Annotated in this window: 18 protein-coding genes and 1 tRNA gene; 7 read left to right on the plus strand and 12 right to left on the minus strand. The window is 71.5% G+C overall.

Annotated features, from left to right (window positions below):
• Positions 1 to 71: 71 nt before the first annotated feature.
• Positions 72 to 4,565 carry a PAS domain-containing protein gene (locus ABZ725_RS09635; protein WP_358802181.1) on the plus strand — a complete coding sequence of 1,498 codons (4,494 nt, stop codon included), beginning with the start codon at positions 72 to 74 and terminating at the stop codon, positions 4,563 to 4,565.
• Positions 4,566 to 4,711: 146 nt separating this feature from the next.
• Here the strand turns inward: ABZ725_RS09635 and ABZ725_RS09640 are convergent, their stop codons facing one another.
• From ABZ725_RS09640 to ABZ725_RS09665, 6 genes are all read right to left on the minus strand, one after another.
• A complete protein-coding gene (locus ABZ725_RS09640) occupies positions 4,712 to 6,367 on the minus strand; it encodes a long-chain fatty acid--CoA ligase (RefSeq protein WP_358802182.1) in 1,656 nt (551 codons plus the stop codon).
• A gap of 195 nt (positions 6,368 to 6,562) precedes the next feature.
• A complete protein-coding gene (locus ABZ725_RS09645; protein ID WP_351907751.1) occupies positions 6,563 to 7,111 on the minus strand; it encodes a SigE family RNA polymerase sigma factor in 549 nt (182 codons plus the stop codon).
• A gap of 157 nt (positions 7,112 to 7,268) precedes the next feature.
• Positions 7,269 to 8,438, minus strand: coding sequence for a lipid-transfer protein (locus tag ABZ725_RS09650; RefSeq protein WP_358802183.1), 1,170 nt, complete (start codon positions 8,436 to 8,438; stop codon positions 7,269 to 7,271).
• On the minus strand, positions 8,435 to 8,896 hold the full coding sequence (locus ABZ725_RS09655) for a MaoC/PaaZ C-terminal domain-containing protein (protein ID WP_358802184.1): 462 nt from the start codon (positions 8,894 to 8,896) through the stop codon (positions 8,435 to 8,437). Before ABZ725_RS09655 ends, ABZ725_RS09650 begins: the two co-directional genes overlap by 4 nt.
• Complete coding sequence (locus tag ABZ725_RS09660) at positions 8,893 to 9,846, minus strand: bifunctional MaoC family dehydratase N-terminal/OB-fold nucleic acid binding domain-containing protein (RefSeq protein ID WP_358802185.1); 954 nt, start codon at positions 9,844 to 9,846, stop codon at positions 8,893 to 8,895. The genes ABZ725_RS09655 and ABZ725_RS09660 overlap by 4 nt, the downstream gene beginning before the upstream one ends.
• A 216-nt stretch (positions 9,847 to 10,062) precedes the next feature.
• Positions 10,063 to 10,377 carry a hypothetical protein gene (locus ABZ725_RS09665; RefSeq protein WP_358802186.1) on the minus strand — a complete coding sequence of 105 codons (315 nt, stop codon included), beginning with the start codon at positions 10,375 to 10,377 and terminating at the stop codon, positions 10,063 to 10,065.
• Between the two features lie 383 nt (positions 10,378 to 10,760).
• On the opposite strand from ABZ725_RS09665, the gene ABZ725_RS09670 reads away from it, so the two are divergent.
• Positions 10,761 to 11,666 (plus strand): bifunctional DNA primase/polymerase, encoded by a 906-nt coding sequence (locus tag ABZ725_RS09670; protein ID WP_358802187.1) that lies wholly within the window; start codon positions 10,761 to 10,763, stop codon positions 11,664 to 11,666.
• A 12-nt stretch (positions 11,667 to 11,678) separates the two neighbouring features.
• Here the strand turns inward: ABZ725_RS09670 and ABZ725_RS09675 are convergent, their stop codons facing one another.
• Entirely contained in the window at positions 11,679 to 12,413 is a 735-nt protein-coding gene (locus ABZ725_RS09675; RefSeq protein ID WP_358802188.1) for an LAETG motif-containing sortase-dependent surface protein, read from the minus strand.
• A 341-nt stretch (positions 12,414 to 12,754) separates the two neighbouring features.
• Here ABZ725_RS09675 and ABZ725_RS09680 point away from each other — a divergent pair, with 341 nt between their 5' ends.
• Positions 12,755 to 13,720 carry an alpha/beta hydrolase gene (locus ABZ725_RS09680; RefSeq protein WP_358802740.1) on the plus strand — a complete coding sequence of 322 codons (966 nt, stop codon included), beginning with the start codon at positions 12,755 to 12,757 and terminating at the stop codon, positions 13,718 to 13,720.
• A 157-nt stretch (positions 13,721 to 13,877) separates the two neighbouring features.
• On the opposite strand, the gene ABZ725_RS09685 is transcribed toward ABZ725_RS09680, so the two are convergent.
• The 3 genes from ABZ725_RS09685 to ABZ725_RS09695 form a co-directional block, all read right to left on the minus strand.
• Positions 13,878 to 14,318, minus strand: a complete 441-nt coding sequence (locus ABZ725_RS09685; RefSeq protein ID WP_358802189.1) for a Tat pathway signal protein — start codon at positions 14,316 to 14,318, stop codon at positions 13,878 to 13,880.
• A 581-nt stretch (positions 14,319 to 14,899) separates the two neighbouring features.
• Positions 14,900 to 14,986: transfer RNA gene (locus tag ABZ725_RS09690), tRNA-Ser, on the minus strand.
• Positions 14,987 to 15,100: 114 nt separating this feature from the next.
• Positions 15,101 to 16,714: a trypsin-like peptidase domain-containing protein gene (locus ABZ725_RS09695; protein WP_358802190.1), complete on the minus strand. Its 1,614-nt coding sequence runs from the start codon at positions 16,712 to 16,714 to the stop codon at positions 15,101 to 15,103.
• Positions 16,715 to 17,004: 290 nt separating this feature from the next.
• On the opposite strand from ABZ725_RS09695, the gene ABZ725_RS09700 reads away from it, so the two are divergent.
• From ABZ725_RS09700 to ABZ725_RS09710, 3 genes are all read left to right on the plus strand, one after another.
• Entirely contained in the window at positions 17,005 to 17,856 is an 852-nt protein-coding gene (locus ABZ725_RS09700) for a glycerophosphodiester phosphodiesterase (RefSeq protein ID WP_351907732.1), read from the plus strand.
• Positions 17,857 to 18,090: 234 nt separating this feature from the next.
• Entirely contained in the window at positions 18,091 to 18,729 is a 639-nt protein-coding gene (locus ABZ725_RS09705; protein ID WP_358802191.1) for an ATP-binding protein, read from the plus strand.
• A 274-nt stretch (positions 18,730 to 19,003) separates the two neighbouring features.
• Entirely contained in the window at positions 19,004 to 19,969 is a 966-nt protein-coding gene (locus ABZ725_RS09710; RefSeq protein WP_358802192.1) for a DUF5926 family protein, read from the plus strand.
• 301 nt (positions 19,970 to 20,270) lie between these two features.
• Here ABZ725_RS09710 and ABZ725_RS09715 read toward each other — a convergent pair whose 3' ends face one another.
• Together ABZ725_RS09715 and ABZ725_RS09720 are read right to left on the minus strand one after the other, a co-directional pair.
• Complete coding sequence (locus tag ABZ725_RS09715; RefSeq protein WP_358802193.1) at positions 20,271 to 20,903, minus strand: hypothetical protein; 633 nt, start codon at positions 20,901 to 20,903, stop codon at positions 20,271 to 20,273.
• Between the two features lie 56 nt (positions 20,904 to 20,959).
• On the minus strand, positions 20,960 to 21,625 hold the full coding sequence (locus tag ABZ725_RS09720) for a bifunctional DNA primase/polymerase (RefSeq protein ID WP_358802194.1): 666 nt from the start codon (positions 21,623 to 21,625) through the stop codon (positions 20,960 to 20,962).
• Positions 21,626 to 22,149: 524 nt separating this feature from the next.
• On the opposite strand from ABZ725_RS09720, the gene ABZ725_RS09725 reads away from it, so the two are divergent.
• Positions 22,150 to 23,691 carry a PP2C family protein-serine/threonine phosphatase gene (locus ABZ725_RS09725; RefSeq protein ID WP_358802741.1) on the plus strand — a complete coding sequence of 514 codons (1,542 nt, stop codon included), beginning with the start codon at positions 22,150 to 22,152 and terminating at the stop codon, positions 23,689 to 23,691.
• The last annotated feature ends 11 nt before the right edge of the window (positions 23,692 to 23,702 follow it).

The following is a 23,702-nucleotide window of genomic DNA, read 5'->3' on the forward strand; positions in this document are numbered from 1 at the left end:
ACACGTTGCGGGCCGGTTGGCAAGATGGCCTGAGCGGTGGGCAAGGTGCGGTAACAGGGAGGAAGCGACTCGTGAGCAGCAGGCCATCCCGAGGCGCTGCTCGCCTCGCAGCCATACTCGACGCGCTTCCCGACGCGTTGGTACTGGTCAACGCCAACGGGACCGTCGTCAACGCGAACACCATCGCGCTCGAGGCCTTCGAGACGCCGGGGACGGCCCTGGTCGGACGGGGGCTGCTCGATCTGCTGCCGCAGTTCGACTCCAAGCTCATCCCCGGGTCCATGCGGCGCCCCGATCACATGGACCCGCGCGGGCAGACCAAGCCGACGCGGATGGTCGCCCGGCGGACCGACGGGTCCGAGTTCCCCGTCGAGGTCACCAGCGCGAACCTGGAGAACGGCCAGCAGGCCTATGACGGCTACGGCTACACCTCCGCCTCCGACGAGCTGCTGATGCTCGTCGTCCGCGATCTCTCCGGCACCGTCGACACCGAGGCCGAGCTGGCGCGTTCGCAGCGGCAGACCGAGATGATCCTGCGGGCCGCCGCCGAGGGCGTCGTCGGCACCGACACCGACGGGCGGATCGTGCTCGTCAATCCGGCCGCCGCGCAGATACTGGGTTACCGGGCGAGCGATCTCGGCGGCAAGGAGCTGCACACCCTCGTGGTGCACTCGCGCGCCGACGGCTCGCCGTTCCCCTACGACGAGTCGCCGCTCGCCGACACGCTGCGCTCCGGGCGCAAGCACCGGGTGCGGGGGCAGGTGTTGTGGTCGAAGGGCGGCGAGAAGGTCTCCGTCGACCTGACCACCGCGCCCGTGCGCGACGGCGACCAACTCGTCGGCGCTGTCATGACCTTCACCGACCGGCGGTCCTACGACGCCCTCGCCGAGGAGAAGGACGCCGTCGAGAAGCGGCACACGGAGGAGCTGGAGAAGCTCTCCGAGGAGCACGCCTCCGACCTCACCGCGCTGCGCCAGCAGCACGTCACCGCGCTCGAGGAGCTGCAGGAGCGGCACGAGGAGGAGCTCGCGGGCGGCGAGGAGCGCTACGCCGCGCTGGGCGAGCGGGAGAAGGACCGGTACGAGGCGCTCGCCGGGCGGCACGAGCAGCTGCTCACGCTGCTCGGGGACTCCCTGCGCGGCCCGCTGGACGAGCTGCGCCGCGAGCTGGCCGCGCTCGCCGCCGACGACGCCGGTCAGCTCTGGCCCGAGGCCAACCAGGTGCTTCATCACCTGTCGGCCGGCTACTCCCGGATCACCACGCTCATCGACAACGTCCTCGGCTATCAGCGGCTCGACACCGGCGTGGAGACCGTCGCCCGTACGAAGGTGATGCTCGACGCCGTCGTCGCCGCCGGTGTCGACGGCGCGGTGGAGCTCATCGGGCCGGGGCGGGTCCAGTTCGCCGTGCACGCGCCGCCCATCGAGGCGGAGGTCGATCCGCGGCTCCTCGCGACCGCGCTCGCGCATCTCGTGGCCGACGTCGCGGGCGTCGACGCCACCGGCAACGCGCCCGTCTCGGCGGGCGGTTACATGGACAACACGGTCGTCGTCGCGGCTGCGCAGCGGGGAGAGGTCGTGCGCATCGAGGTGCGCGGGCCGTACGCCGGCGGCGACCCCGTGCACGAGCCGATCGTGCGGGGGATCGTCCGGGCGCACGGGGGTGTGCTGCAGACGCACGAGGTGCCGGGCATGAGCGGCAGCGCGTATGTGCTGGAGGTGCCGTTGGGCGGTGGCGCGGGGGCCGTGCCGGCTCCGGCCGCGGCCGCCCTGCCCGCCCTCGCGGCCGGCACGGGCACCGGTACGGGTGCGGCCTCGCAGGAGGAGGCCGTCGGTGGGCGTCGGCGGGCCCGACGGTCCTCCGTGGACGCCTTCCTGGAGAGCGACGTCCCCGGCGCCGAGGGCGGTGCCGAGGTGGAAGCCGCGGTTCCGACCGGGCGTCGGCGCAGGCGTGCCGGGGCCGCGGCGGTGGAGGAGACGCCGGCCGAGGCGTCGCTTCCGATGGCGGCCGAGGTGGAGAGTGCGGGAGGCGCGGGGGGCTCGGGGCGGCGGCGTGGGCGGTCTGCCGAGGTCGCCATCGCCGGGGCCGGGGCTGTCGCGGGGGCCGACGCGGGGGTGAGCGAGGGCGCCGTCGTCACGGCCGCGGAGCACGCCGCGGGGACCGCCGCCTCGGGTACGGGGCTCGGCGGCACCGTTCCGCCCCAGGGCGTACCGGTGGTGCCGGGCGGACGCCGGGCCCAGCGCGAGCCGGACGGCCCTCAGCAGCTGCAGAACGCCTTGCCGCCCGCGCCGCTGCCGGCGCTCGCGAGCGCCCCGTCCGAGACCTCGATCACGGACGGGGATGCGGAGAACGGGCAGCCGAGCGGACGCCGTCGGCGTGCCCTCGCCGCCGCGAACGAGCGCGCCGCCGCGCAGGAGGCGGGGCCGCGTGCGGTGTTCGCCCTGCCGCCCGCCGAGGCGGACCGCGTGCCGGAGGGCTCCGGCGGTACGAGTGCGGCCGAGCAGGCCCGAGCGGCGGGGCCGGTGCCGACCTCGGGCCCCGTTCCGGCTATGGGTCCCGTACCGGTCGCTGTTCCCATCCCCGCTCCCGCCCCCATGCCCGCTCCCGCTCCCGTGCCCGTGCCGAGCCCCGCTCCGGTGCCGGTTCAGGTTCCGATTCCGGCTCAGGCCCAGCCGCCCGGCGCGGGGTCCGTCGAGGACTCCGCGATCGACCACGGACGTCACGACGCCGTCCCGCTCGACCAGGCCGACGACCACACCCCGCCGCAACCGCACCCCACCAGCGCGCCCACGGGCCGCCGCCGACGGGCCGCCACGCACCCCGCGGAGGCCGCGGAGGTCGTCGGCGCGCCCGGGCAGGGTGTTCCCGCGGTGGCCCAGGCCGCCGTCCCGGCACAGGCACAGGCCCAGGCACAGCTCCAGTCACAACCCCAGGCACAGCCTCACCCGCAACCCCAGCCGCAACTTCAGCCCCTGCCTCAGCCCCAATTGCAGCCCCAATTGCAGGCACAAGCGCAGGCACAGGTGCAGGTGCAGGACGGCGTCGGGCAGCCGCTTCCGGCCGAGGCGGTGCCGAGTCCTGCCCAGAACTCCCCCGCCGCCGCGCAGGCCGCGCCCGCCGTCCCGGCGGCGTCGACTCCCGGTGGAGGCACCCCGCTGCCGCCCGAGGCCGTCGTCGGGCCGCCGCGGGCGGCTCAGCCGTTGCCCGCCGAGGCCGCCGCGCCCATGGACCCCCACTCGACGCAGGGGCGGGCGATCAGCGTGCGGACGCTGGGGCAGGGCGTGCCCTTCACCCGCCAGGCCGCGCAGGTGCAGCAACTGCAGCAGACACAGCAGGCCCAACACCCACAGCACACCCAGCACGCCCAGCCGACGCCGGTGCAGCAGGCCCAGGCGGCCCAGGCCACGGCCACCCCCGCCCCGCACGGACCCGGTGGCTCCGGACGCCGCCGCAAGCTGGGGACCCCGCCCGATCCGGCGACGCGCCCGGAGCAGACGGCCCGTCCGCACCCGTCGGCCGAGCAGCCCGTCGTCCCGCAGGTCCCGAGGGCCCCGCAGCCCCCGGCAGCCGCGCAGCCGCCGCAGGCCGCCGTCGCGGCGGCACCGGCGGCTCAGCCCCCGGTCGCACCCGCCGCGCCCACCCCCACTCCGGCCGTGCCGCAGCCCTCCCTCGCCGGGCAGGTGCGGCTCGTGCCCGGTGGAACGAACACCGAGGGGGCCGGGCGGTCGTACGCCATAGGGGCCCCGGACGAGAACGCCGCCGAGGGACCCGAGCCGTTGGACGGGCCCGGCGGGGCCGTCGAGGTGGCGGATCCGCCGCGCCCGCAGCCGCTGGACGACGAGCTGCCGCCGGAGCCGCTGGACAATCCGCGTCGGCTGCTGGTGTGGCCGGCGCCGGACGTCAGCACGCAGGCGGCGCTCAGCGACCGTGGCTACCGTCCGGTGATCGTGAACTCGCGCGAGGAGGTCGACGCGCAGATCGCCGCCTTCCCGGCCGCGCTGTTCGTGGACCCGCTGACCGGACCGATCACCCGCACCGCGCTGCAGTCGCTGCGTACGGCCGCCGTCGCCGCCGAGGTGCCGGTGCTGGTCACGGCCGGGCTCGGGCAGGCGACGCGCGAGGCCGCGTACGGCGCCGACCCCGCCGTCCTGTTGAAGGCGCTCGCGCCGCGCGACAGCGAGCAGCATCCGCCGCGGGTGCTGCTCATCGAGGAGCACGCCGAGATCGCCCTCGCGCTGACCTCGACGCTGGAGCGGCGCGGGATGCAGGTGGCGCGGGCGGCGAGCGACGCGGACGCCGTCACGCTCGCCGGGCAGCTGCGGCCGAACCTGGTGGTGATGGACCTGATGCAGGTGCACCGTCGCCAGTCCGGGATCCTGGACTGGCTGCGGGCGAACGGGCAGCTCAACCGCACTCCGCTGGTCGTCTACACGGCCGCCGTCGACCAGGCGGACCTGCCGCGGCTGGCGTCGGGGGAGACGGTCCTCTTCCTCGCCGAGCGGTCCACCAGTGCCGAGGTGCAGGGCAGGATCGTGGATCTGCTGGCCCGCATCGGCACCAACTGAGGTACGACTGACGCCGCACCCCAGGCAGACAGAGGTACGCCGGACAGAGGTACGCCGGACAGGTGCCGCGAGGTGACCTGCCCGGCGTACGGACCGGGGGGGGTGGGACGGGGAGCGGGACAGCGGGCGGGACCGGGGGCCGGTCGTCAGAGCCGGGTGACGTCCAGCTCGCCCTCGGCGTACTGCCTGCGCAGCACCTTCTTGTCGAACTTGCCGACGCTGGTCTTCGGGACGGCCTCGATGATCGTCCAGCGCTCCGGGAGCTGCCACTTGGCGATCCCGCCCTCGGCGGCGAGGAAGGCGCGCAGGGACTCGAAGTCGGCGGTCGTGCCCTCCTTGAGGACGACCGTGGCCAGCGGACGCTCGCCCCACTTCTCGTCCGGGACGGCGACCACGGCGGCCTCGGCGACGGCCGGGTGGGACATCAGCGCGTTCTCCAGGTCCACCGACGAGATCCACTCGCCGCCGGACTTGATGACGTCCTTGGCGCGGTCGGTGAGGGTGAGGAAGCCGTCGGGGGAGATGGTGCCGACGTCGCCCGTCTTGAGCCAGCCGTCCTCGCTGAACTTGTCGGCGGGGCGCAGGGGTTCGGCGTCGGGCCCGTTGTAGTAGGCGCCCGCGATCCACGCGCCGCGCACCTCCAGCTCGCCCGCGGACTCGCCGTCCCAGGGGAGGCGTTCGCCGCCGGGGCCGCTCAGGCGGGCCTCGACGCCGGCCGGGAAGCGGCCCTGGGTGAGGCGGTAGCCGAACTCCGCGTCGGTGCCGACCGCGTGGGCCGGCGGGCGGGCGATCGTGCCGAGCGGGGAGGTCTCCGTCATGCCCCAGGCGTGACAGACCCGCATGCCGAGGTCGTCGAAGGCCGCCATCAGGGCCGGCGGACAGGCCGAGCCGCCGATGGTGACCTGGGTGAGGGTGGAGACGTCCCGCGGCCGGGCGGTGAGCTCGGCGAGCAGGCCCTGCCAGATGGTGGGGACGGCCGCCGCGTAGGTGGGCTTCTCTGCCTCGATCATCTCGGCGAGGGGCGCGGGCTGCAGGAAGCGGTCCGGCATCAGCAGGTTCACGCCGGTCATGAAGGTGGCGTGCGGCAGTCCCCAGGCGTTGACATGGAACTGCGGGACCACGATCAGCGCGGTGTCCTCGTCGGTCACGCCCATCGACTGGGCCATGTTGACCTGCATGGAGTGCAGATAGATCGACCGGTGGCTGTAGACCACGCCCTTGGGGTCGCCGGTGGTGCCGGAGGTGTAACACATGGCGGCGGCCGCGCGTTCGTCCAGCTCGGGCCAGTCGTAGCCGGTGGGCTTGCCGGCGATCAGGTCCTCGTACTCGTGGACCTGCGGGCGGACGTCCGCGAGGAGCGAGCGGTCACCCGGGCCGGAGACGACCACGTGCTCGACCGTCTTGAGGTGCGGGAGCAGCGGGGCGAGCAGCGGCAGCAGGGAGCCGTTGACTATGACGGCCTTGTCGGCGGCGTGGTTGACGATCCACGCCAACTGCTCGGGGGGCAGCCGCAGGTTGAGGGTGTGCAGCACGGCGCCCATGGCGGGGATCGCGAAGTAGGCCTCGACGTGCTCTGCGTTGTTCCACATGAGCGTGGCCACGCGGTCGTCGCCGGTCACCCCGAGGTCGTCGCGCAGGGCGTGCGCCAGTTGGGCGGCGCGGTCGCCGATCTCGGCGAAGGAGCGGCGCTGCGGCTCGCCCTCGCCCGTCCAGGTGGTCACCTGTGATGTGCCGTGGATCTTCGCCCCGTGGGTCAGAATCCTCGAGATCAGCAGTGGTACGTCCTGCATGGTGCTCAGCACGGCGTCCTCCCAGGGCGGCGACATTGCCTACGCGGTGGTAACGGTTGTGCTGATTCTGCGCACATACCACTCGGTATGTCACTAGGTGGCGATGATCGATCAGGTCACGTTAAAGCCCGGGTCAAAACACCACGTCGGCGCGGCGTCCGCTGATCGGACGAGCGCATATCGCACGAGCGCTTATCGGACGAGCGCCTATCGGACGAGTACCAGCTCGGGGTCCTCGCGGAGCTTGCTCAGGGCCCTGGAGACCGCCGACTTCACCGTGCCGACCGAGACCCCGAGCACTTCGGCCGTCTGGGCCTCACTGAGATCCTCGTAGTACCTGAGGACTACCATCGCGCGCTGTCGCGCGGGCAGCTTCGTGATCGCCCGCCACATCGCGTCGTGCAGCGCCTGCTGCTCGGCCGGGTCGTTCCCGTCCGGCACCGGATCCGGCTCCGGCAGCTCGTCGCACATGTACTCGTCGACCTTGCGCTTGCGCCACTGCGACGTGCGGGTGTTCACCAGCGCCCGGCGGACATAGCCGTCGAGCGCCCGATGGTCCTCTATCCGCTCCCACGCGACATACGTCTTGGTGAGCGCGGTCTGCAGCAGATCCTCCGCGTCGCTCGGGTTCGCGGTCAGCGACCGGGCGGTGCGCAGCAGCACCGGCTGACGGGCTCTGACGTACGACGCGAAGGACGGGTACGGCGAAGGCCGCGTCCTGCCGTTCGAAGCGCTGGTGCAGACGAGTGTGGTCATGGCTCCACGCTAGGTTCGGATCCCGCTCGGGCGGATCGGCCGCAGGTCCCGAAGCCGACTCCGTCTCAGGTTGTAGGGGTGGTGCCTGCCCCACCTCCTGAAGGTGGACGAGAACACGCCGACTACTACGGGATGACCCCTGGGGGCTCATCCCCGCCTATACATCGGCGGTCAGGACCAGGCCCGAGGTCGGCACTCCGGTGCCCGCCGTCACCAGGGTGCGGGCGGCCCCCGGTATCTGGTTCACGGACGTGCCGCGCAGCTGCCGTACGGCTTCGGCGATGCCGTTCATGCCGTGCAGATAGGCCTCCCCGAGCTGGCCGCCGTGGGTGTTGAGCGGCAGCCGGTCCTCCGTCACGTACGCCGCGGCCTCGCCGGGGGCGCAGAAGCCGAACTCCTCCAACTGCATCAGCACGAACGGCGTGAAGTGGTCGTAGAGGATCCCCACGTCGATGTCGGCCGGCGCCAGCCCGGAGCCGCGCCACAGCTGGCGGGCGACCACGGACATCTCCGGCAGGCCCGTCAGGTCGTCGCGGTAGAAGCTGGTCATCTGCTCCTGCGCCCGGCCGGCGCCCTGGGCGGCCGCGGCGACCACGGCGGGCGGCTGCGGCAGGTCGCGGGCCCGCTCCACCGAGGTGACGACCAGGGCCTGGCCGCCGTCCGTCTCCTGGCAGCAGTCGAGCAGCCGCAGCGGCTCCGCGATCCAGCGGGAGGCCGCATGGTCGGCGAGGGTGATCGGCCGGCCGTGGAAGTAGGCGGCCGGGTTGCCCGCCGCGTGCCGACGGGCCGTGACGGCGACCGGCCCGAACGCGTCCTGCGCGGTCAGCCCGTACGTGTACAGGTACCGCTGCGCCGCCATCGCCACCCAGGAGGCGGGGGTGAGCAGCCCGAACGGCAGCGTCCAGCCGAGCGCCGTCCCCTCCGCCGAGGGCTCGCGATGCCGTACGCCCGAGCCGAACCGACGCCCCGACCTCTCGTTGAAGGCGCGATAGCAGACGACGACCTCGGCCACGCCGGTCGCGACGGCGAGCGCCGCCTGCTGGACGGTCGCACAGGCCGCCCCGCCCCCGTAGTGGACCCGGGAGAAGAAGGACAGCTCGCCCATTCCACAGGCCTGGGCCACGGTGATCTCGGGGCTGGTGTCCATCGTGAACGTCACCAGGCCGTCCACGTCGGCGGGCGTCAGCCCCGCGTCGGCGAGGGCCGCCCGCACCGCCTCCGCCGCCAGCCGCAGTTCGCTGCGTCCCGAGTCCTTGGAGAACTCGGTGGCGCCGATGCCGACGATCGCGGCGCGCCCGCCGAGGTCGTCCCGCGTGCGTACGCTCACGCCGGGCCTCCGTCCTGGACCGTGACCGTCACCGTGCCGATGCCGTGCCGTTCGCCCTTCGCCTGCGCGCCCCACCCCGGCACGGCGAACGTCACCGTGCCGCTCACATGCCGGCCGATGCCGTTGTCGCCGGTGATGCGCACCACGAACGTGTCCCCGTCCCGGACTTCCTCGACCGTGCCCCTCAACACCAGGCTGTCCCCGGGGTAGTTGGGCACCCCCAGCCGGATGGCGACCTTGCGGAAGACCACCTGCGGGCCGAACTGGTCGGTGATGTAGCGGCCGACCAGCCCGTTGGTGGTGAGGATGTTCATGAAGATGTCGGGGGACCCCTTCCGCCGGGCCGCCTCGGGATCGTGGTGGACGTCCTGGTAGTCACGCGAGGCGAGGGCTCCGGCGACGATCAGCGTGCGGGTGACCTCGATCTCCAGCGGCGGCAGCACGTCACCGGCGTTCACCCGGTCACCCCCTGGAACACGGGCAGCGTCAACTCGTCGTCGTACTCCCGGAATTCGAGCCGCACCGGCATCCCGATCCGCACCTTGTCGTACGGCGTCCCGACCACGTTGCTGACCATCCGCACGCCCTCGGCCAGCTCGACCAGCCCGATCGCGTACGGCGGATCGAACGCCGGGAACGGCGGATGGTGCATGACGACGTACGAGAACACGGTCCCCTCGCCGCACGCCTCGACGGTGTCCCACTCCGGGGACCCGCAGGACTGGCAGCCGGGCAGCCACGGAAAGCGGAGGACGGCGCAGGCGGCGCAGCTCTGGAGCAGCAGCCGGTGGTCGCGCACGCCCTTCCAGAAACCGGCGTTGTCGCGATTGACGACGGGGCGGGGGCGGAGGGCCCGAGGTGGCTCCGTCGGCTGCGTCTGCTGGGGTTTCTGGTGTTCCTGGGGTTTCCGCGAACGGTCGCGGGCCTGGGCGGGGGCGTACTTGAGGATGCGGAAGCGTTGCGTGCCGACGAGACTCTCGCCGACGCGTACGTCCGTCCGGGTCGTGACGAAGTACCCGGTGCCCAGCTTGGTCGTCTTGCGCTGCGAGACCGACTCGATGACCGTGTCGAAGGCGACCTCGTCCCCGGGCCGCAGCGGGCGCGCGTACTCCTGCTCGCAGTCGGTGGCGACGACCGAGGTGCAGCCCGCCTCGTCGAGCAGGCGGAGCAGTTCGTCATAGGCCTGCGCACGCCCTTCGTGACCGCTCAGGCCGCCCATGATCCACGCCTGGAGCATGGTGGGCGGGGCGATCGCGTCGGGCCCGGTGTACGCCGGGTTGAGGTCGCCCATCGCCTCGCACCAGTGCCGGATCATGGGCGCGTTGACGGGGTCCCGGCCGGTGCCGGCGACCGCGGCGGGCAGCCCCTCGTAGGCCTTGAGCAGCGGGTGGAGATCGCCGTCGTCCACGACAGCACTCCTTCCAGGACCGATACGGGAGAGAGTTTCTGACTGTCCGTCAGATACGGGGGCCTGTCAAGGTCGCGGCAGGACATCGCGGCAGGACGCGAAAACGTCTGCGCGGCGGAGCCGAAGCCCCGCCGCGCAGACGCGTTACCACCCCACAAAGCACACCCAGTACGGCACTCCCCGAGGGGGCCGGCCCCGAGCGCCGGCCCCCTCAGATCACCACCACAGCGGGGTGAAGGAGACCGCCACGTTGCTGTTGCCCTGGTTGATCGCGGTGAACGCCGAGCCGTTGACCTGCGCGGTGTTGCTCTGGTTCGAGGCGCCCGATCCCACGGCGTTCTGCTGCGTCGTGGCCGAGTTGCCGTTGTTGTCGTCCCCGACACCGCTGCCGACGATGCTCGCGACGCCGGCATTCGATCCGTCGTCCGCGAATCCGCCGTTGTCCGCCACCGCGACGCCGCTGAAGAGGGCGGCGGCCAGCGGAAGGGCGGCGACGGCGGCGATGACGCGGGCGGTACGGATGCTTGCCATGTTTTTTCCTCCAGAAGAGAAGTGCGTGAGTACCCGCAGTACCGGAAGTACCTGAAGTACGGCTTCCACCAGGACAGTTGGCCGACCGTCCCGGCGCTGTGTGACGACGTCGCAGGACCAGAGTTGCCCACCGAATCCCCGGCGAACCACCCCGCAAGCCATGATTAGCACTCAAGCGTGATGACAAGTCGATAAACCCCTAGCACCACTTTTCCTGCCCGTGCCCACACAACCCCCGGCAAGTCGGACACGCGCCCCTCAGGCCCCACAAGGGGCGAAGCGTTACGGCACTCGCCCGCCATTTCCCGGGTCACCGGACGGCCCCCGGGCGCGTCGCACCGCACCCTCTTCCTTTCTTCGAACACGCGTACGATACTGAATACATGGCCACCACCGACCGGTACCCCCGGCAGGCCACCACGCTGGCCCTCGCCCACGCCCTGTCGGCCGCCGAACGCGGCCTGGCCGTCATCCCCCTGTCCCGAACGAAGCTCCCGGCCCTGCGCTCCCCGCACCGCGACGCCCCGGAACCCGTCCCGGGCCCGCCCTGCCACGGCGAGTGCGGCCGCCCCGGCCACGGTGTGTACGACGCCTCCACCGACCCGGCCCGCATCCGCGCGCTGTTCGCCGCCGCGCCCTGGGCCACCGGCTACGGCATCGCCTGCGGCCTGCCCCCGTACCACCTCATCGGCGTCGACCTGGACACCAAGTCGGACACGGATTCCACCTCCGCCCTGCGCGAACTGGCCCTGCGCCACCTCTTCACGATCCCGCCGACGATCGTCGTCCTCACCCCGTCCGGCGGCCGGCACCTCTGGCTCACCGGCCCACCGGACGTCGTCGTCCCCAACTCGGCGGGCCGTCTCGCCCCCGGGATCGACATCCGGGGCGCCGGCGGCTACCTGGTCGGCCCCGGCTCCCGCACCGCGCACGGTGTCTACGCCACCGCCCCCGGCACGACCCACCTCACCCCGGCCCCCTGCCCGCGCTCCCTCCTGCGCCTGCTGCTCCCGCCCCCGCGCTCCCCCCACGCCGGCCAGGCACAGGCCTCGACGGCGGGCGGCGCACACGGCCGAGGCCTGGTCCAGTTCGTCCTGGCCGCCCACGAGGGCCAACGCAACACCCGCCTGTTCTGGGCGGCCTGCCGGGCCTACGAGGACGGCATCGGCCCGGACCTGACCGAGGACCTGGTCTCCGCGGCCGTACGAACGGGCCTGACGGCCAGGGAGGCAAGGGGGACGATCGCCTCGGCGGCCCGGATGACAACACACCGCCCGGACCTGCACTGAGCTACGCGTACGTCAGCGCGCGATCCGCCGATCCGCCCGACGACGCAACCCGAGGACGATGCCGCCGCCGACCACGACGAGCGCCCCGGCGACACCGGCGATGACGGCGGTACCGCTGCTCGCCCCGGTCTCGGCGAGATTGCCACTACCGCCGAGGGCAGACGGAACGCTGCTGGGCGACGCAGAAGCCGAGGCATAGGCCGAGTCCGAGTCCGAGTCCGACGAGGAGGAGGGCTGTGCCGACGTGGCCGAAGCCTGACCGGACGGCGTGCCGACGGCCGAGGCCGACGCCGATGCCGATCCCGAAGCCGAAGCCGAAGCCGAAGGACTGGCGGAAGCGCAGTTCTCGTCCTCCACGACGACCAGCGGCTGGATGTCGTCGTCGACGAGGTCACCCGCCTTGACGTGGACCCGGAACGTCGTCCCTGCATGCCATTCGAGGGGGTTGAGATCGACGGTGACGCCCTGAGCGGTCGGGTGCGCGATGGTCTTGGTGTCGACGAGCCGCTGGTTGTTGATCGGCTGATCCAACTGCAGGTACAGCGAGACGGTGGCCGGAGTGCCGGAGGCGTCCTTGTCGGTGACTCGGATGACACCGTTGCCGCCTGCATCGCAGACGGCGGCGGCGGAGAAGTCACCGATGGTGCACGCGAGCGCCGTGTCGGCGGTGCCGACGGCGAGTGCGGCCGAAGCCGCGAGAGTTCCAATGACGCGGGCCGCCACGGCGGCGCGAGATGAACGAGACACGCTTGTCCTTCACGATCGATCAGGATGCGACGAGAAGGCCCCCAGGGCCGCTGAGCGAGCCCCGGAGAGCCCCCCGTCAAAGACACATCACAGCCGTTCAAGGCACGCCTAACAGGCGGTCATGATCGAACGCAGGACCGGTCAAGAAACCGTCATCACCAGAACCGATCGATCACCCCAGCGCCGGCCAACCACGCCCACGCTGCTGTTCGACGAGATCGACACCGTCTTCGCTCCCGCACCTTGCCAGAGTTGCACCGCTGCGCTGCTGAGAGACGATGGGAGATGGTCGGGCCCGGCCGTCACGACCGAATTCTGCGGCAGGAGGCACACCCATGGCTATTTCTTCGTTGCTCCCGACGCCAGTTCTGGAGCCTGCGGCCCAGGAACTGGCGGATGCCACGAAGCCGCACCCGCGCCTCTACGAAGTCCCACCGGAGAACGGCCGAGAGATCCTTGATGATCTGCAGGCGGGGCAGGGGGTGGTCAAGCCCGCGGTGGACGAGGAGTGGGCGAGCGTCGACGCAGGCCAATACGGCCAGGTCCGGGCCCGAATCATCCGTCCCCAGGGGGCGACGAAAACCCTCCCGGTGGTTTTGTACATTCATGGTGCCGGATGGGTGTTCGGCGATGAGAACACCCACGACCGACTGGTCCGGGAACTGGCGACCGGAACGGATGCCGCGGTGGTCTTCCCGGTCTACGACCTGGCCCCTGAGGCGAAATATCCCACTCAGATCGAGCAGAACTACGCGGTCGGCAAGTGGATCGTCCAGAACGCCGAGGAGCGGAACCTCGATGCCTCCCGGATGGCGGTCTGCGGCGATTCGGTCGGCGGCAACATGTCCGCCGTGTTCGCGCTGATGGCCAAGGAACGCGGCGATGTTCGCCTGGCGGCCCAGGTGCTGCTGTACCCGGTCACCGACGCCAACTTCGACACCCCTTCGTACCAGCAGTTCGCCGACGGCTACTACCTCACTCGCGACGGGATGAAGTGGTTCTGGGACGCCTACACCACCGACCCCGAGCAGCGCGCCGAAATCTATGCCTCACCACTGCGCGCCGACATCGAGCAACTCCGCGGTCTTCCCCCCACCTTGGTCATCACCGATGAGGCCGATGTGCTGCGTGACGAAGGCGAGGCGTACGCATCCAAGCTGCGCGAGGCGGGAGTGGACGTCACGGCGGTACGAGTGCTGGGGATGGTCCACGACTTCCTCATGCTCGACAGCCTCCGCGACTCCAAAGCGACCGTTGTCGCACGCACGATGGCCATCGAAGCGCTGCGCCAAGCACTCCACGAGTAGCCCGCGCCTGGGCTTGGAGACCGCAGGTGTACTGCCCGGATCCAGTGGCAGCGACCGAGCCGCTGCCACCGCGATCACGCCGACCCCTCCTCCGGTCCCGTGCCGTCCACGCCATCTCCGTATGTCGGGAGGTCACCCGGACCGACTCCTGGGAACGCTAGAACAGCGCCACGCAGGAACTCTTGTCACCGACCAAGCAGACGTACAGCTTCACCTCGTCGACCTTGGACCCGGACCCCTCGGCGTAGCCAGGGTCGTAGTTGTTGCCGTTGCTGTCGGAACCGAGCTTGGTGTAATCGTGGAACCACCACCCTCCGTTCTCCCACTTCCAGTACGTGGTGTAGAGCCCCGCACCCTTGCCGTCGGTGCACCTGTCAAAGATGGTGAAATTCCAGCTCGTGTTGTAGAGCGGGTGGCCGCTGACCGTCCCGGTCCGGTAGTAGTCGTAGGCGCCACCGACCCAGGCGCACTTGTCTTTCGTCGTCGCCTCGTAGTCCGCAGCCTGAGCCTGGCCGGAGAAGGCTATGACCAGCCCTGCGGCGGCGGCCGCGACCGCGAGCTTCTTCCGGGTGCCTCTGAACGAAATTCCTCGTGCCATGGCCATCTCCTGAGGGTGAAAGCGCGACGGGAACGTCCCCATGCACCGCGTTCGGGCATCGGTCACGATCGCCTGCCCGATGAGCCTGTCCCACCCGGCTGCGTTGGAGCCCGCCCGGGGCGATGTTCCCCGAGTGCATGGAAAAGCTAGCTGCAGGGGCCGTTCCTTCTCGTCCACCCAAGGGTTCAACTGCGCCTGCAACCAGGGTGGTCGTCGGCGTACAACCTGGGGTGCAGTTGTAGCGGGAAGCCGGGTGGGGCGATCACTGCGGACCTAGGCAAGAGGTCGTGGGGCATGGAGAGTTCGAGAGTTCACCCGCCGGCCGCTGAGCAAGCCACCTTGAGAGCCTGTGGGACGGCCCCTCAGCGCGGACGTGCTGGAAGCCCAGCCGTTCGTGGTACGCGTGCAGCCCTGAGTTCGTGCGCCAGGGCGGGTGACTGGCCCGCGTTGGCCCGCAGATGGCCCATACGCACTGGTCAAGGCTGGGATATGGGCGAGACAGAGTGAGACACGCTGAACGCAGAAGGGGTGCCCCTCGACCGAGGGGCACCCCTTCTGACCTGCATAGCGTCTGACCTGCGCGGTGGGTGTGGGATTTGAACCCACGGTGACATCGCTGCCACGACGGTTTTCAAGACCGTTCCCTTAGGCCGCTCGGGCAACCCACCTGCGCCCCGGCCCACCAGGGGCGGAGCGGGTACAGAGTACCGGCCGCGGGCGTTTCGCGGGGGCCGTGGTCCACATGGGGTCCGCCGACGCCGGTGGGTACGCGCGCGTGGGCGTCAGCTGTCGCCCTTGCGGGAGCCCAGGGTGAGTTCGACGGTGTTGGACTTGCCGTCGCGCTCGTAGGTGATCTTGACCTTGTCGCCGGGCTGGTGGGTCCAGATCTCGCCGATCAGGGTCGGGCCGCTGTCGATCACCATGCTGTCGAGCTTGGTGATGACGTCGCCGGGCTTGAGGCCGGCCTGGTCCGCCGGGCCGCCGGACTCGACCGCGGAAGCGCCGCCCGCGCCCGTGTCGGTGATCTTCGCGCCGCCCGTGGAGTCCTCCAGGGAGACCGACGCGCCGATCTTGGCGTACACCGGCTCGCCCGTCTTGATCAGCTGCTGGGCGACGTACTTGGCCTGGTTGATCGGGATGGCGAAGCCGAGGCCGATCGAGCCGGACTGGGTGGTGCCGCCCAGGCCGCCGCTGCCGGTGGACTGGATCGCGGAGTTGATGCCGATGACGTTGCCGGAGGCGTCCAGCAGCGGGCCGCCGGAGTTGCCCGGGTTGATCGAGGCGTCCGTCTGCAGGGCGCTCATGTAGGAGGAGGAGCTGCCGGTGCCGTCCGAGGAGGCGACCGGGCGGTTCTTCGCGCTGATGATGCCGGTCGTGACCGTGTTGGACAGGCCGAAGGGGGCGCCGATCGCGATCGTGGAGTCGCCGACCGCCACCTTGTCGGAGTCACCGAGGGCCAGCGGCTTCAGGTCCGTGGGGGCGTTCTTCAGCTTGATGACGGCGACGTCGTAGCCCTGCGCGTGCCCGACGACCTCGGCGTCGTACTTCTTGCCGTCCGGGAAGGTGGCCGTCACCTTGCCGCCGTCGACCGCGTCCGCGACGACGTGGTTGTTGGTGACGATGTGCCCCTGGGTGTCGAAGACGAAGCCCGTGCCGGTGCCGCCCTCGCCACTGCTGGACTCGGCCTCGATGGTCACCGTGCTGGGCAGGGCGCTCGCCGCGACCCCGGCGACCGTGCCCGGCTCGCGCTTGACGTCGCCGCCGTTGGTGGAGGCGGAGACGGTGGTCGAGCCTCTGTCGTCGTCGTTCTTGGCCAGCGTGTAGCCGAGGCCGCCGCCCAGGCCGCCCGCGACCAGCGCGGCCACCAGGACCGCGGCGACCAGGCCGCCGCGGCCACGGGAGGGCTTGGGCGCGGGCTGCTGGTACGCGGCGCCCCAGACGGTCCCGTCGGCACCCCCCGCGCCGCCTGCGCCGGCGGCTGAGGGGGCGCCCTCGCCGTACGCGTGCGTGGCCGCGCCGACGCCCACGCCGGCCTCGGCGTACAGCGGCGTGGCCGGGGGCGGGTTCTGCCAGTCGCCCCCGGAGGCGACCGGAGAGCCCTGCGGGGCCGTGGAGGTCTGCGGAGCGGTCGGCGGCGGCCAGTCGCCGTCGACCGGGGCCGGGGCCGCCTGAGGCACGGTGGGCGGCGGCCAGCCGCCCTCCGGCGCGCCTCCCACGGGGGCAGGCGCGGCTTCCGGCGCCTGCTCGGGCGTCACCGGCAGCGGGGTCGTGGGTGCGCCGGAGTCCGGCGCGGCCGACTGCGGTGAGGCCGAGGGAGAATCCACCGGCACGGGGGGTGCGGACGGGGCCGGGGGTACCTGGGTGCCCTCGTTGGTGCCCTCGTTCTCGGTGCTCACAGCTCTTCTCCTCGATCCACGGCTGTCGTCGGTCGCACTAGGTCGCACTCAGCTGGCGCACGTCCGCGCTGTCGCGCTTCGTCGCACGCTTTGTCCTCGACCCGGCGCGCTGAAGCTGTGCAGGTGCTTTTGCATGTCCCAGCTTTTCCCACGGGCCGTCAGAGCACCATAAGCGGTGGCTGTGGGTCCGTGACCATCCTTTATATGGCCCATTACGCACAATAAGTGCGCATCCTCGAAACATCTCAGAGGGTTCTCAGACGACCGCACCCCGGTGGCACCATGACGCGGTGACCCACGCACGGCAGCACCACATTCAAGTCGTCGCTCACCGAGGGGCTTCCGAGGAGGCCCCCGAGCACACCCTGGCCGCGTACAAGAAGGCGATCGAGGACGGTGCGGACGCCCTCGAGTGCGATGTACGGCTGACCGCGGACGGCCATCTCGTCTGCGTACACGACCGCCGCGTCAACCGTACGTCCAACGGCCGCGGCGCGGTCTCCGCCCTGGAACTCGCCGACCTCGCGGCGCTGGACTTCGGCTCCTGGAAGACGGGTTCCTGGAAGACGAGAGAGGCACGCGAGGCCTGGCACGCGCGCGAGGAGGATCCCGACTGGGAGGTCCGCCCGGAGGACCGCGAGGAGACGTCCGTCCTGACCCTGGAGCGACTGCTGGAGCTCGTCTCCGACGCGGGGCGCCGGGTGGAGCTGGCCATCGAGACCAAGCATCCGACGCGCTGGGCCGGACAGGTGGAGGAGCGGCTGCTGGTGCTCCTGAAGCGGTTCGGGCTGGACGCGCCGGCCTCGGCGGCCGACTCCCCGGTGCGGATCATGAGTTTCTCGGCCCGCTCGCTGCACCGCGTGCGTGCCGCCGCGCCCACGATGCCGACGGTCTACCTGATGCAGTTCGTCTCGCCCCGGCTGCGCGACGGGCGGCTGCCCGCGGGGGTCGGGATCGCCGGCCCCTCGATCCGGATCGTGCGCAACCACCCGGCGTACATCGAGCGCCTGAAGCGGGCCGGCCACCAGGTGCACGTGTGGACCGTGAACGAACCGGAAGACGTCGATCTCTGCGCCGAACTGGGCATCGACGCCATCATCACCAACCGCCCGCGCGCGGTACTGCAACGACTGGGCCGCTGAGGAAACCGACAGCCGCGGAAGCGGCGGCCGAGGGAACGGAGCGACGGCCGAGGAAGTAACAGAAGCCTCACAGAAGTCCCAGAAGCCCCATCCACACCATCCACACCTCTTGACCCGGCCCGCACCACTACAGCATTCTCCGTTCTCAGCCATACCGTCCAAATCCAGCCACTCGCTGACAGGTCCATCACAGGGAGTGCTCCGGCGCGTTCGGTCCGTGTTCGGTCATTCCGAATGCGTCGCCGGACCCGCATTGGCCGGTTTCCGGTACAGGCCAATGGGGCATCCAAACCGTGGCGTGGGGCGAAGGAGGTCTCGGGGGTGGCGTTGGTGGTGGCACAGGAGGTGCCCGCGTCGTCGAGCATGGCCGTACCCCATGGCCCTGCGGGCGTGGGGAATGCAAGACACCGCATGCGTGATCAACTACGCAGGGGCGGGGTGTCGGAGTCGGTCATCGACGACGCCGTACTGATCCTTTCCGAACTCTTGAGCAACGCCTGCAAGCACGGCAGGCCGCTGGGCGAGGCCCTGGTCGGGGACGGCGACGTCCGGGCCGCATGGCGTGTCGAACCGGGCGGCCGGCTGGTGGTCGAGGTGACCGACGGCGGCGGCCCGACCCGTCCGTCCCCGGCCACTCCCTCCGTGACCGCGCACGGCGGCCGCGGGCTCAACATCATCACGGCACTGGCCGACGACTGGGGCGTCCGGGACGACGCCCGCGGCGAGGTCACGGTGTGGGTCGTCGTCCACGCGGACGTGTACGACCCCGACGCCGGCTGTCGACGCGACGACTTCGCGTCCCGGGTCGCAGCCCCTTCGGTGGCGTCGATGCCCGGCCTCGACTTCGCGGACGCGTTCGACGACCTGGACTAGCCGGACCTGGCGGAGACCTGCCGGGACCAGCCGGGTCTGCCGGAGACCTACCGGGCCTGCCGGACCTGCCGGACCTGCCGGGCCTGCCGGACGGGACACGGGACGCGCCGGACAGGCCGGACCGGGACAGAAGAAACTCCGGCCGTACGAAGCGGACAACAAGGTCCGCGCCGGTTTTCCACAGGCCATGGGTTGTCCACAGGTTCCCGTGACGGAGCGTACGAGCGGCTAGGCTCCCGCCGTACCAGACGAGCCGTACCCGGGAGACACCCAGATGGCCAAGAAGCGACCCCAGACGACGGCCAAGCGGCCGCAGCTCAACGACGCGGACATCCCGGTCGTCGGCGCGCGGGAGCCCTGCCCTTGCGGCAGTGGCCGCCGCTACAAGGCCTGTCACGGCCGGGCCGCCGCGCATGCCGTGACCGAGCTGGTGCAGCGCCCGTTCGACGGCCTGCCGGGCGAGTGCGACTGGGTGGCACTGCGCGAGCTGGTCCCGGCCGCCACCGTCGAGCTGGCGCTGAAGGACGGCCTGCCCGAGGGCGTCCCGTCGGTCACGCTCGCCACCGTGCTGCCGATGGCCTGGCCCGCCCTGCGCCGCGACGACGGCTCGGTACTGCTCGGCCTGCAGAACGACACGCCGTCGGGCGACATCAGCCGCGACCTGGCCGACACCCTGCAGCGGGCCCTGGCCGCGGACCCCGGCACTCCGGTGCAGGCCCGCCGCGCCCCGGCGGACGGCCCGCGGATGCAGGACCTGCTCGACCCCGAAGGCGCCTTCGAGCCAGTTGTGCACAGCGGCTTCGAGTTCTGGGTGCCGGACCCGGAGAACGCCGCTCCGGAGGTGGCCGCCTCCCTGGAGCGGGCCAACGCCGCCGCGATCCCGACCGTGAAGCTGACGGGTGTGGACGCCGCGTACTGGTGCGAGACGCCGGACAAGAACCACCTGCGCTGGGTCATGCCGCACCCGGAGGAGCAGCTTCTGGACGCCCTCGCGCGGCTGCACGCGGCCGGCGGCGCCGGCCTCGGGGAAGGCACCCGGTTGGTGGGCTCCTTCCGGGCGCACGGTCTGACGGTGCCGGTCTGGGACCTGCCCAGCGCGCTCACCGCGGACGACGTGGAGAAGCCCGCCGCCGAGTTCGCCGAGCGACTCGCGACCGCTCTGGCCTCGGACGCACCGCTCACGGCCGACGAGCGTCGCGCGCGCGGCGGCCTGACCAACCGACAGGTGACGCTCAGCTGACGCACACGGACGGAACCCGGCCGCACTGACCGACCGGTCAGCAGCCCCGATGCCTGCGGTTGGCGTGAGCCTGCTCACAACTGCCGTCCGCACAAGGCGAGTCGACGCCAGAAGCGCCGATTCGCCGGTGTCCGGAAAGCCGATGAAAACAAGAGATCGAATTTGCGTAGCGCCGATCTCTTGTTAACGTTCGAGGAGCCCGGTTGCTGGTGCATCCCCCGTCGCCAGCAACCGGGTTTTTCTCTGCCCTGACCCCGGCCCCGCTCCGTGCCCGACTCCGTTTACAGGGTGTCGGCACACGTCAACTCCCCGTGCTCTCCTGCGAGTTGGCCGATCGGGAGTTGATCGACCGGGAGTTGCTCCCGGCGCGCAGCAGCAGTGGCCCGCCATCGCCCGCTCGGGCGAACTCCGCGACCGCCGTGTACGCCGCCAGGTCCCCCCGAGTCCGCTCATGGGGCGTCTCGCAGGATTCCGGCTCGTCCTCGGCGCCCACGGCGCAGTGCGTCTGCATCGTGCGGCCCGCGGGCCCCATGAGGCTCAGAAACGCGTCCAGTGCGCGTCCGGTGGCGTTGCGGTAGTAGGTGCGCGCCCAGGTGTCCTGGCCCTGGGACAGCACGCAGGTCTGCGCCTCCACGCCGTCGGGGGAGGTGAGTTCGGGGCCGCAGCGGGCGGCGGTGGCCAGCCCCAGCCCGAGCGTCAGCGGGGACCGGGAGGGCTCGGCGGGCGGCGCCTTGGGATCCGTACGCCCGGCCCGCCCTGTCTGTCCGCCCTGCCCGGCGGCGCGTGTATCGGCCACGTCAGCCGCGCGCCTGCCGGACGCAAACGTGCCGGCCGCGCGCCCTTCGTCGCCCACGGGCCCCGCGGACGCCATGGCCAGGGGCAGCACGATCGCGCATGCCACGGCGCCCCCGAGGGCGAGGAGACGAAGGTTCATATAGCGGAAGATAGAGGGCGAACCCGGGCGTGCCGTCCGCCGCACGCCCGACACCCTTACAACTCGGGGGCGCTCACACCCGTACGAGTGAGGGCGTCCACCACTGCGTCCACCACGGCCTCGACGTCGGGCACCCAGGGCGAGGCCGAGCCGGGCAAAGGCGCGCGCTCCCACCAGATGTCGCCGCGGCCCGTCTCGGACGGGGGCAGGGCGATGTAGCCACCCTCGCCGTGGAAGCGCAGGGAGCCGGGCACGAAGTCCTTGGCGTAGAGCAGTTCACCCAACTGCTCCATCGTGTACGGCCGGACAAGGATGAACCAGCGGGTCGGCGAGGCGGCCACCGGGCCGAGCCGCATGCCCTGCCGGTCGAGCGCCACGAGCGCGCGCGACGCCGCGAGGGCGGGGAGGCTGACCGCGCAGGGAGCCGTGCCCCCGGTGGCCAGGACGATCGGTGCGGCCGGCCGGTTTGTCCACCACCAGCGCACCATGCGCGCATCGGTGCTGGCCGCGAGGAGGCCTGGGTCGAAGGGGTGAGCACCGGGGACCGTGCACTCGGGGTCGGGGCAGGTACAGCGGGAGGCACTCCGCTGATCCGCCGTCGCCCCCGGGAGGACGGGCCACTGCCATTCCGTCGCGAAGGTGAGGGCCGAGTCGATCAACTCAGGCCCCCCGTCGCTGCGCTGGGACAGGAGCCTGCGTCGCTTTCCGAGGATCTCGCGCATGAGCGCTCGTTCCTTTCCGTTGCACCGCTGGCAACACCGTGGGTCACATCACACCATGTGTCGATCACTTCACTGTGCGTACCTGTTGGCGCATCACACCCCTGTCCTGGACAAGGGGAACCCCTCAGGGTCGAGCGGTGGCTGCTTGCGCGGCCACTCCGTTCGACTTGCGTCCGTCTAATGCCTGGGCGTGGCGTGGGGTGGCGAAGTCTGGCGTTTAACGTCGCACGTATTTCTCTTCGCCTCCGCCACGGGAGGATGGGGCACGGTCGTCGATGGCTATGACGCCCGGGCCGGTCACCAGGTTCCGGAAGGCTCCCTACGAGCTCCCAACGATCCCTGGCCCTTACCGAGTACGTACCCATCACGACCGCTGTGACGCTCCGTGGAGCAAACCCAGTCGACCGCAATCACCCGTTACCCGAGGCAGTTTTAAGCCAACTTTACGATTCCGCAAGGGAGCCGTCAGAGGCGTGCGCGATTCCCCCGAAGACCCCACGGACACCAGCAATCCCAGCAGGACAATGCTGGACATCCCCTCACGAGTGCGTGTACATGTGGAGACACCGCTAGCGGCGCAGAATGACATGGGGGTTTGCGATGCTTTTGAGCAATACGCTCCGGTCCGAGAGCCGGACGCCATGAACGCCCCTCACCCTCCGAAAGTGGCTGGAATCGATTCAACGGTTCCCTCGCCCGCACACACTGTCCCGCCCGCGCCCGCTTCCCCGGGCGTCTCGACGGTCCCCGTGGCCTCCCCCGGCTCCTCCGGCCCGGGCGCCCTGCTGACGGACCGGCTCGCCGGCTGGGTGTCGGATCTCACAACCCTCCACGAACTCACCGAACGTCTGGCCCGCACGGACGCACTGCCGGAAGCCCTCCAGGAACTGCTGCACGCCGGAGCCGCCCTCGTGGGCGCCCGGCGCGGTCTTGTCGTCCTCGAACCCGCCGACCGTCTCGGGCCCGACACCACGATCGGGCTGGGCCTCGGCCGCGCCGATCTCGGCCACATCGAGACCGTGCCGCGCAGCGCCCTGTCCTACGGCCGGATCCTCGACGGGCTGCCCGGCGGCGAGGGGGAGATCGCCGAGCCCGACCTGTTCGCCGGGGACGGCCTGGACCCCCGCCACCGCGAGGTGGCCGCCCGGCTCGGCTACGCCGCCAGTTACGCGCTGCCGCTGGAGTCGGACGGCGCGTCGGGGGGCGCGGCAGGGAGCCGTCTGGGCGCGGCCGTATGGCTCTACGACGAGCCCGCCGAGCCCGGCGAGCGCCAGCGCCACCTGGTCGGCCTGTACGTCCGGTACGCCGCCGAGCACCTGGCCCGGCTGGTGGAGCTCGAGCGCACACGCGTGTGCATGAAGACGATGACCGAGGAACTGCTGCCGTCCCGGCTGCCGCGCGTGCCCGGCGTCCAGCTCGCCGCCCGGCATCGCACCGGCCCGCGCGGGGGCGGCGACTGGTACGACGCACTGCCGCTGCCGGAAGCCGCGCTGGGCCTCGCCGTCGGGTCCGTCACCGGGTCCGGGCCGAGCGCCGTCGCCGCGATGGGCCGGCTGCGCGCCTCCCTGCGGGCGTACGCGGTGATGGAGGGCGAGGATCCCGTCGCCGTCCTGTCGGACCTGGAGCTGCTGCTGCGGCTGACCGAGCCCGCCCGGTCCGCCACCGCCCTGTTCGCCTACTGCGAACCCGCCCTGCGCAAGATCACCCTGGCCGGCGCCGGGCACTGCCCGCCGCTGCTGGTCGGCGAGCGGCGCACGGAGTTCGCCGAGACGTCCGTCTCCGCGCCGCTGGGCATGCTGGCCTGCTGGGAGGCGCCGAGCGTGGAACTGGAGGCCGAGCCCGGCGAGACGGTTCTGCTCTACACCGACGGCCTGCTGCACCGCACCGGCGACCCCGTGGACCGCGCCTTCGCCCGGCTGCACGCCGCCGCCGCCGGGGTGCCCAAGCCGCTGCGGAACGACCCGGGCGCGATCGCCGACCACGTGCTGCGCACGGTCCTGCCGGACGGCCTGGACGAGCAGGACAGCGACGAGGACGTGGTGCTCCTGGCGGCCCGCTTCGAGTAACCGGCCCTGAC

Source organism: Streptomyces sp. NPDC006872 (assembly GCF_040635845.1).
GTDB lineage: Bacteria > Actinomycetota > Actinomycetes > Streptomycetales > Streptomycetaceae > Streptomyces.

What these genes read in the sequence shown, in the direction of transcription:
- ABZ725_RS09645 (WP_351907751.1), bottom strand. Translation starts at nt 7,111, where the DNA reads ATGACCACACTCGTCTGCACCAGCGCTTCGAACGGCAGGACGCGGCCT.
- ABZ725_RS09705 (WP_358802191.1), top strand. Translation starts at nt 18,091, where the DNA reads ATGCGTCGCCGGACCCGCATTGGCCGGTTTCCGGTACAGGCCAATGGG.
- ABZ725_RS09725 (WP_358802741.1), top strand. Translation starts at nt 22,150, where the DNA reads ATGCTGGACATCCCCTCACGAGTGCGTGTACATGTGGAGACACCGCTA.
- ABZ725_RS09715 (WP_358802193.1), bottom strand. Translation starts at nt 20,903, where the DNA reads ATGAACCTTCGTCTCCTCGCCCTCGGGGGCGCCGTGGCATGCGCGATC.
- ABZ725_RS09670 (WP_358802187.1), top strand. Translation starts at nt 10,761, where the DNA reads ATGGCCACCACCGACCGGTACCCCCGGCAGGCCACCACGCTGGCCCTC.
- ABZ725_RS09720 (WP_358802194.1), bottom strand. Translation starts at nt 21,625, where the DNA reads ATGCGCGAGATCCTCGGAAAGCGACGCAGGCTCCTGTCCCAGCGCAGC.
- ABZ725_RS09665 (WP_358802186.1), bottom strand. Translation starts at nt 10,377, where the DNA reads ATGGCAAGCATCCGTACCGCCCGCGTCATCGCCGCCGTCGCCGCCCTT.
- ABZ725_RS09685 (WP_358802189.1), bottom strand. Translation starts at nt 14,318, where the DNA reads ATGGCACGAGGAATTTCGTTCAGAGGCACCCGGAAGAAGCTCGCGGTC.
- ABZ725_RS09710 (WP_358802192.1), top strand. Translation starts at nt 19,004, where the DNA reads ATGGCCAAGAAGCGACCCCAGACGACGGCCAAGCGGCCGCAGCTCAAC.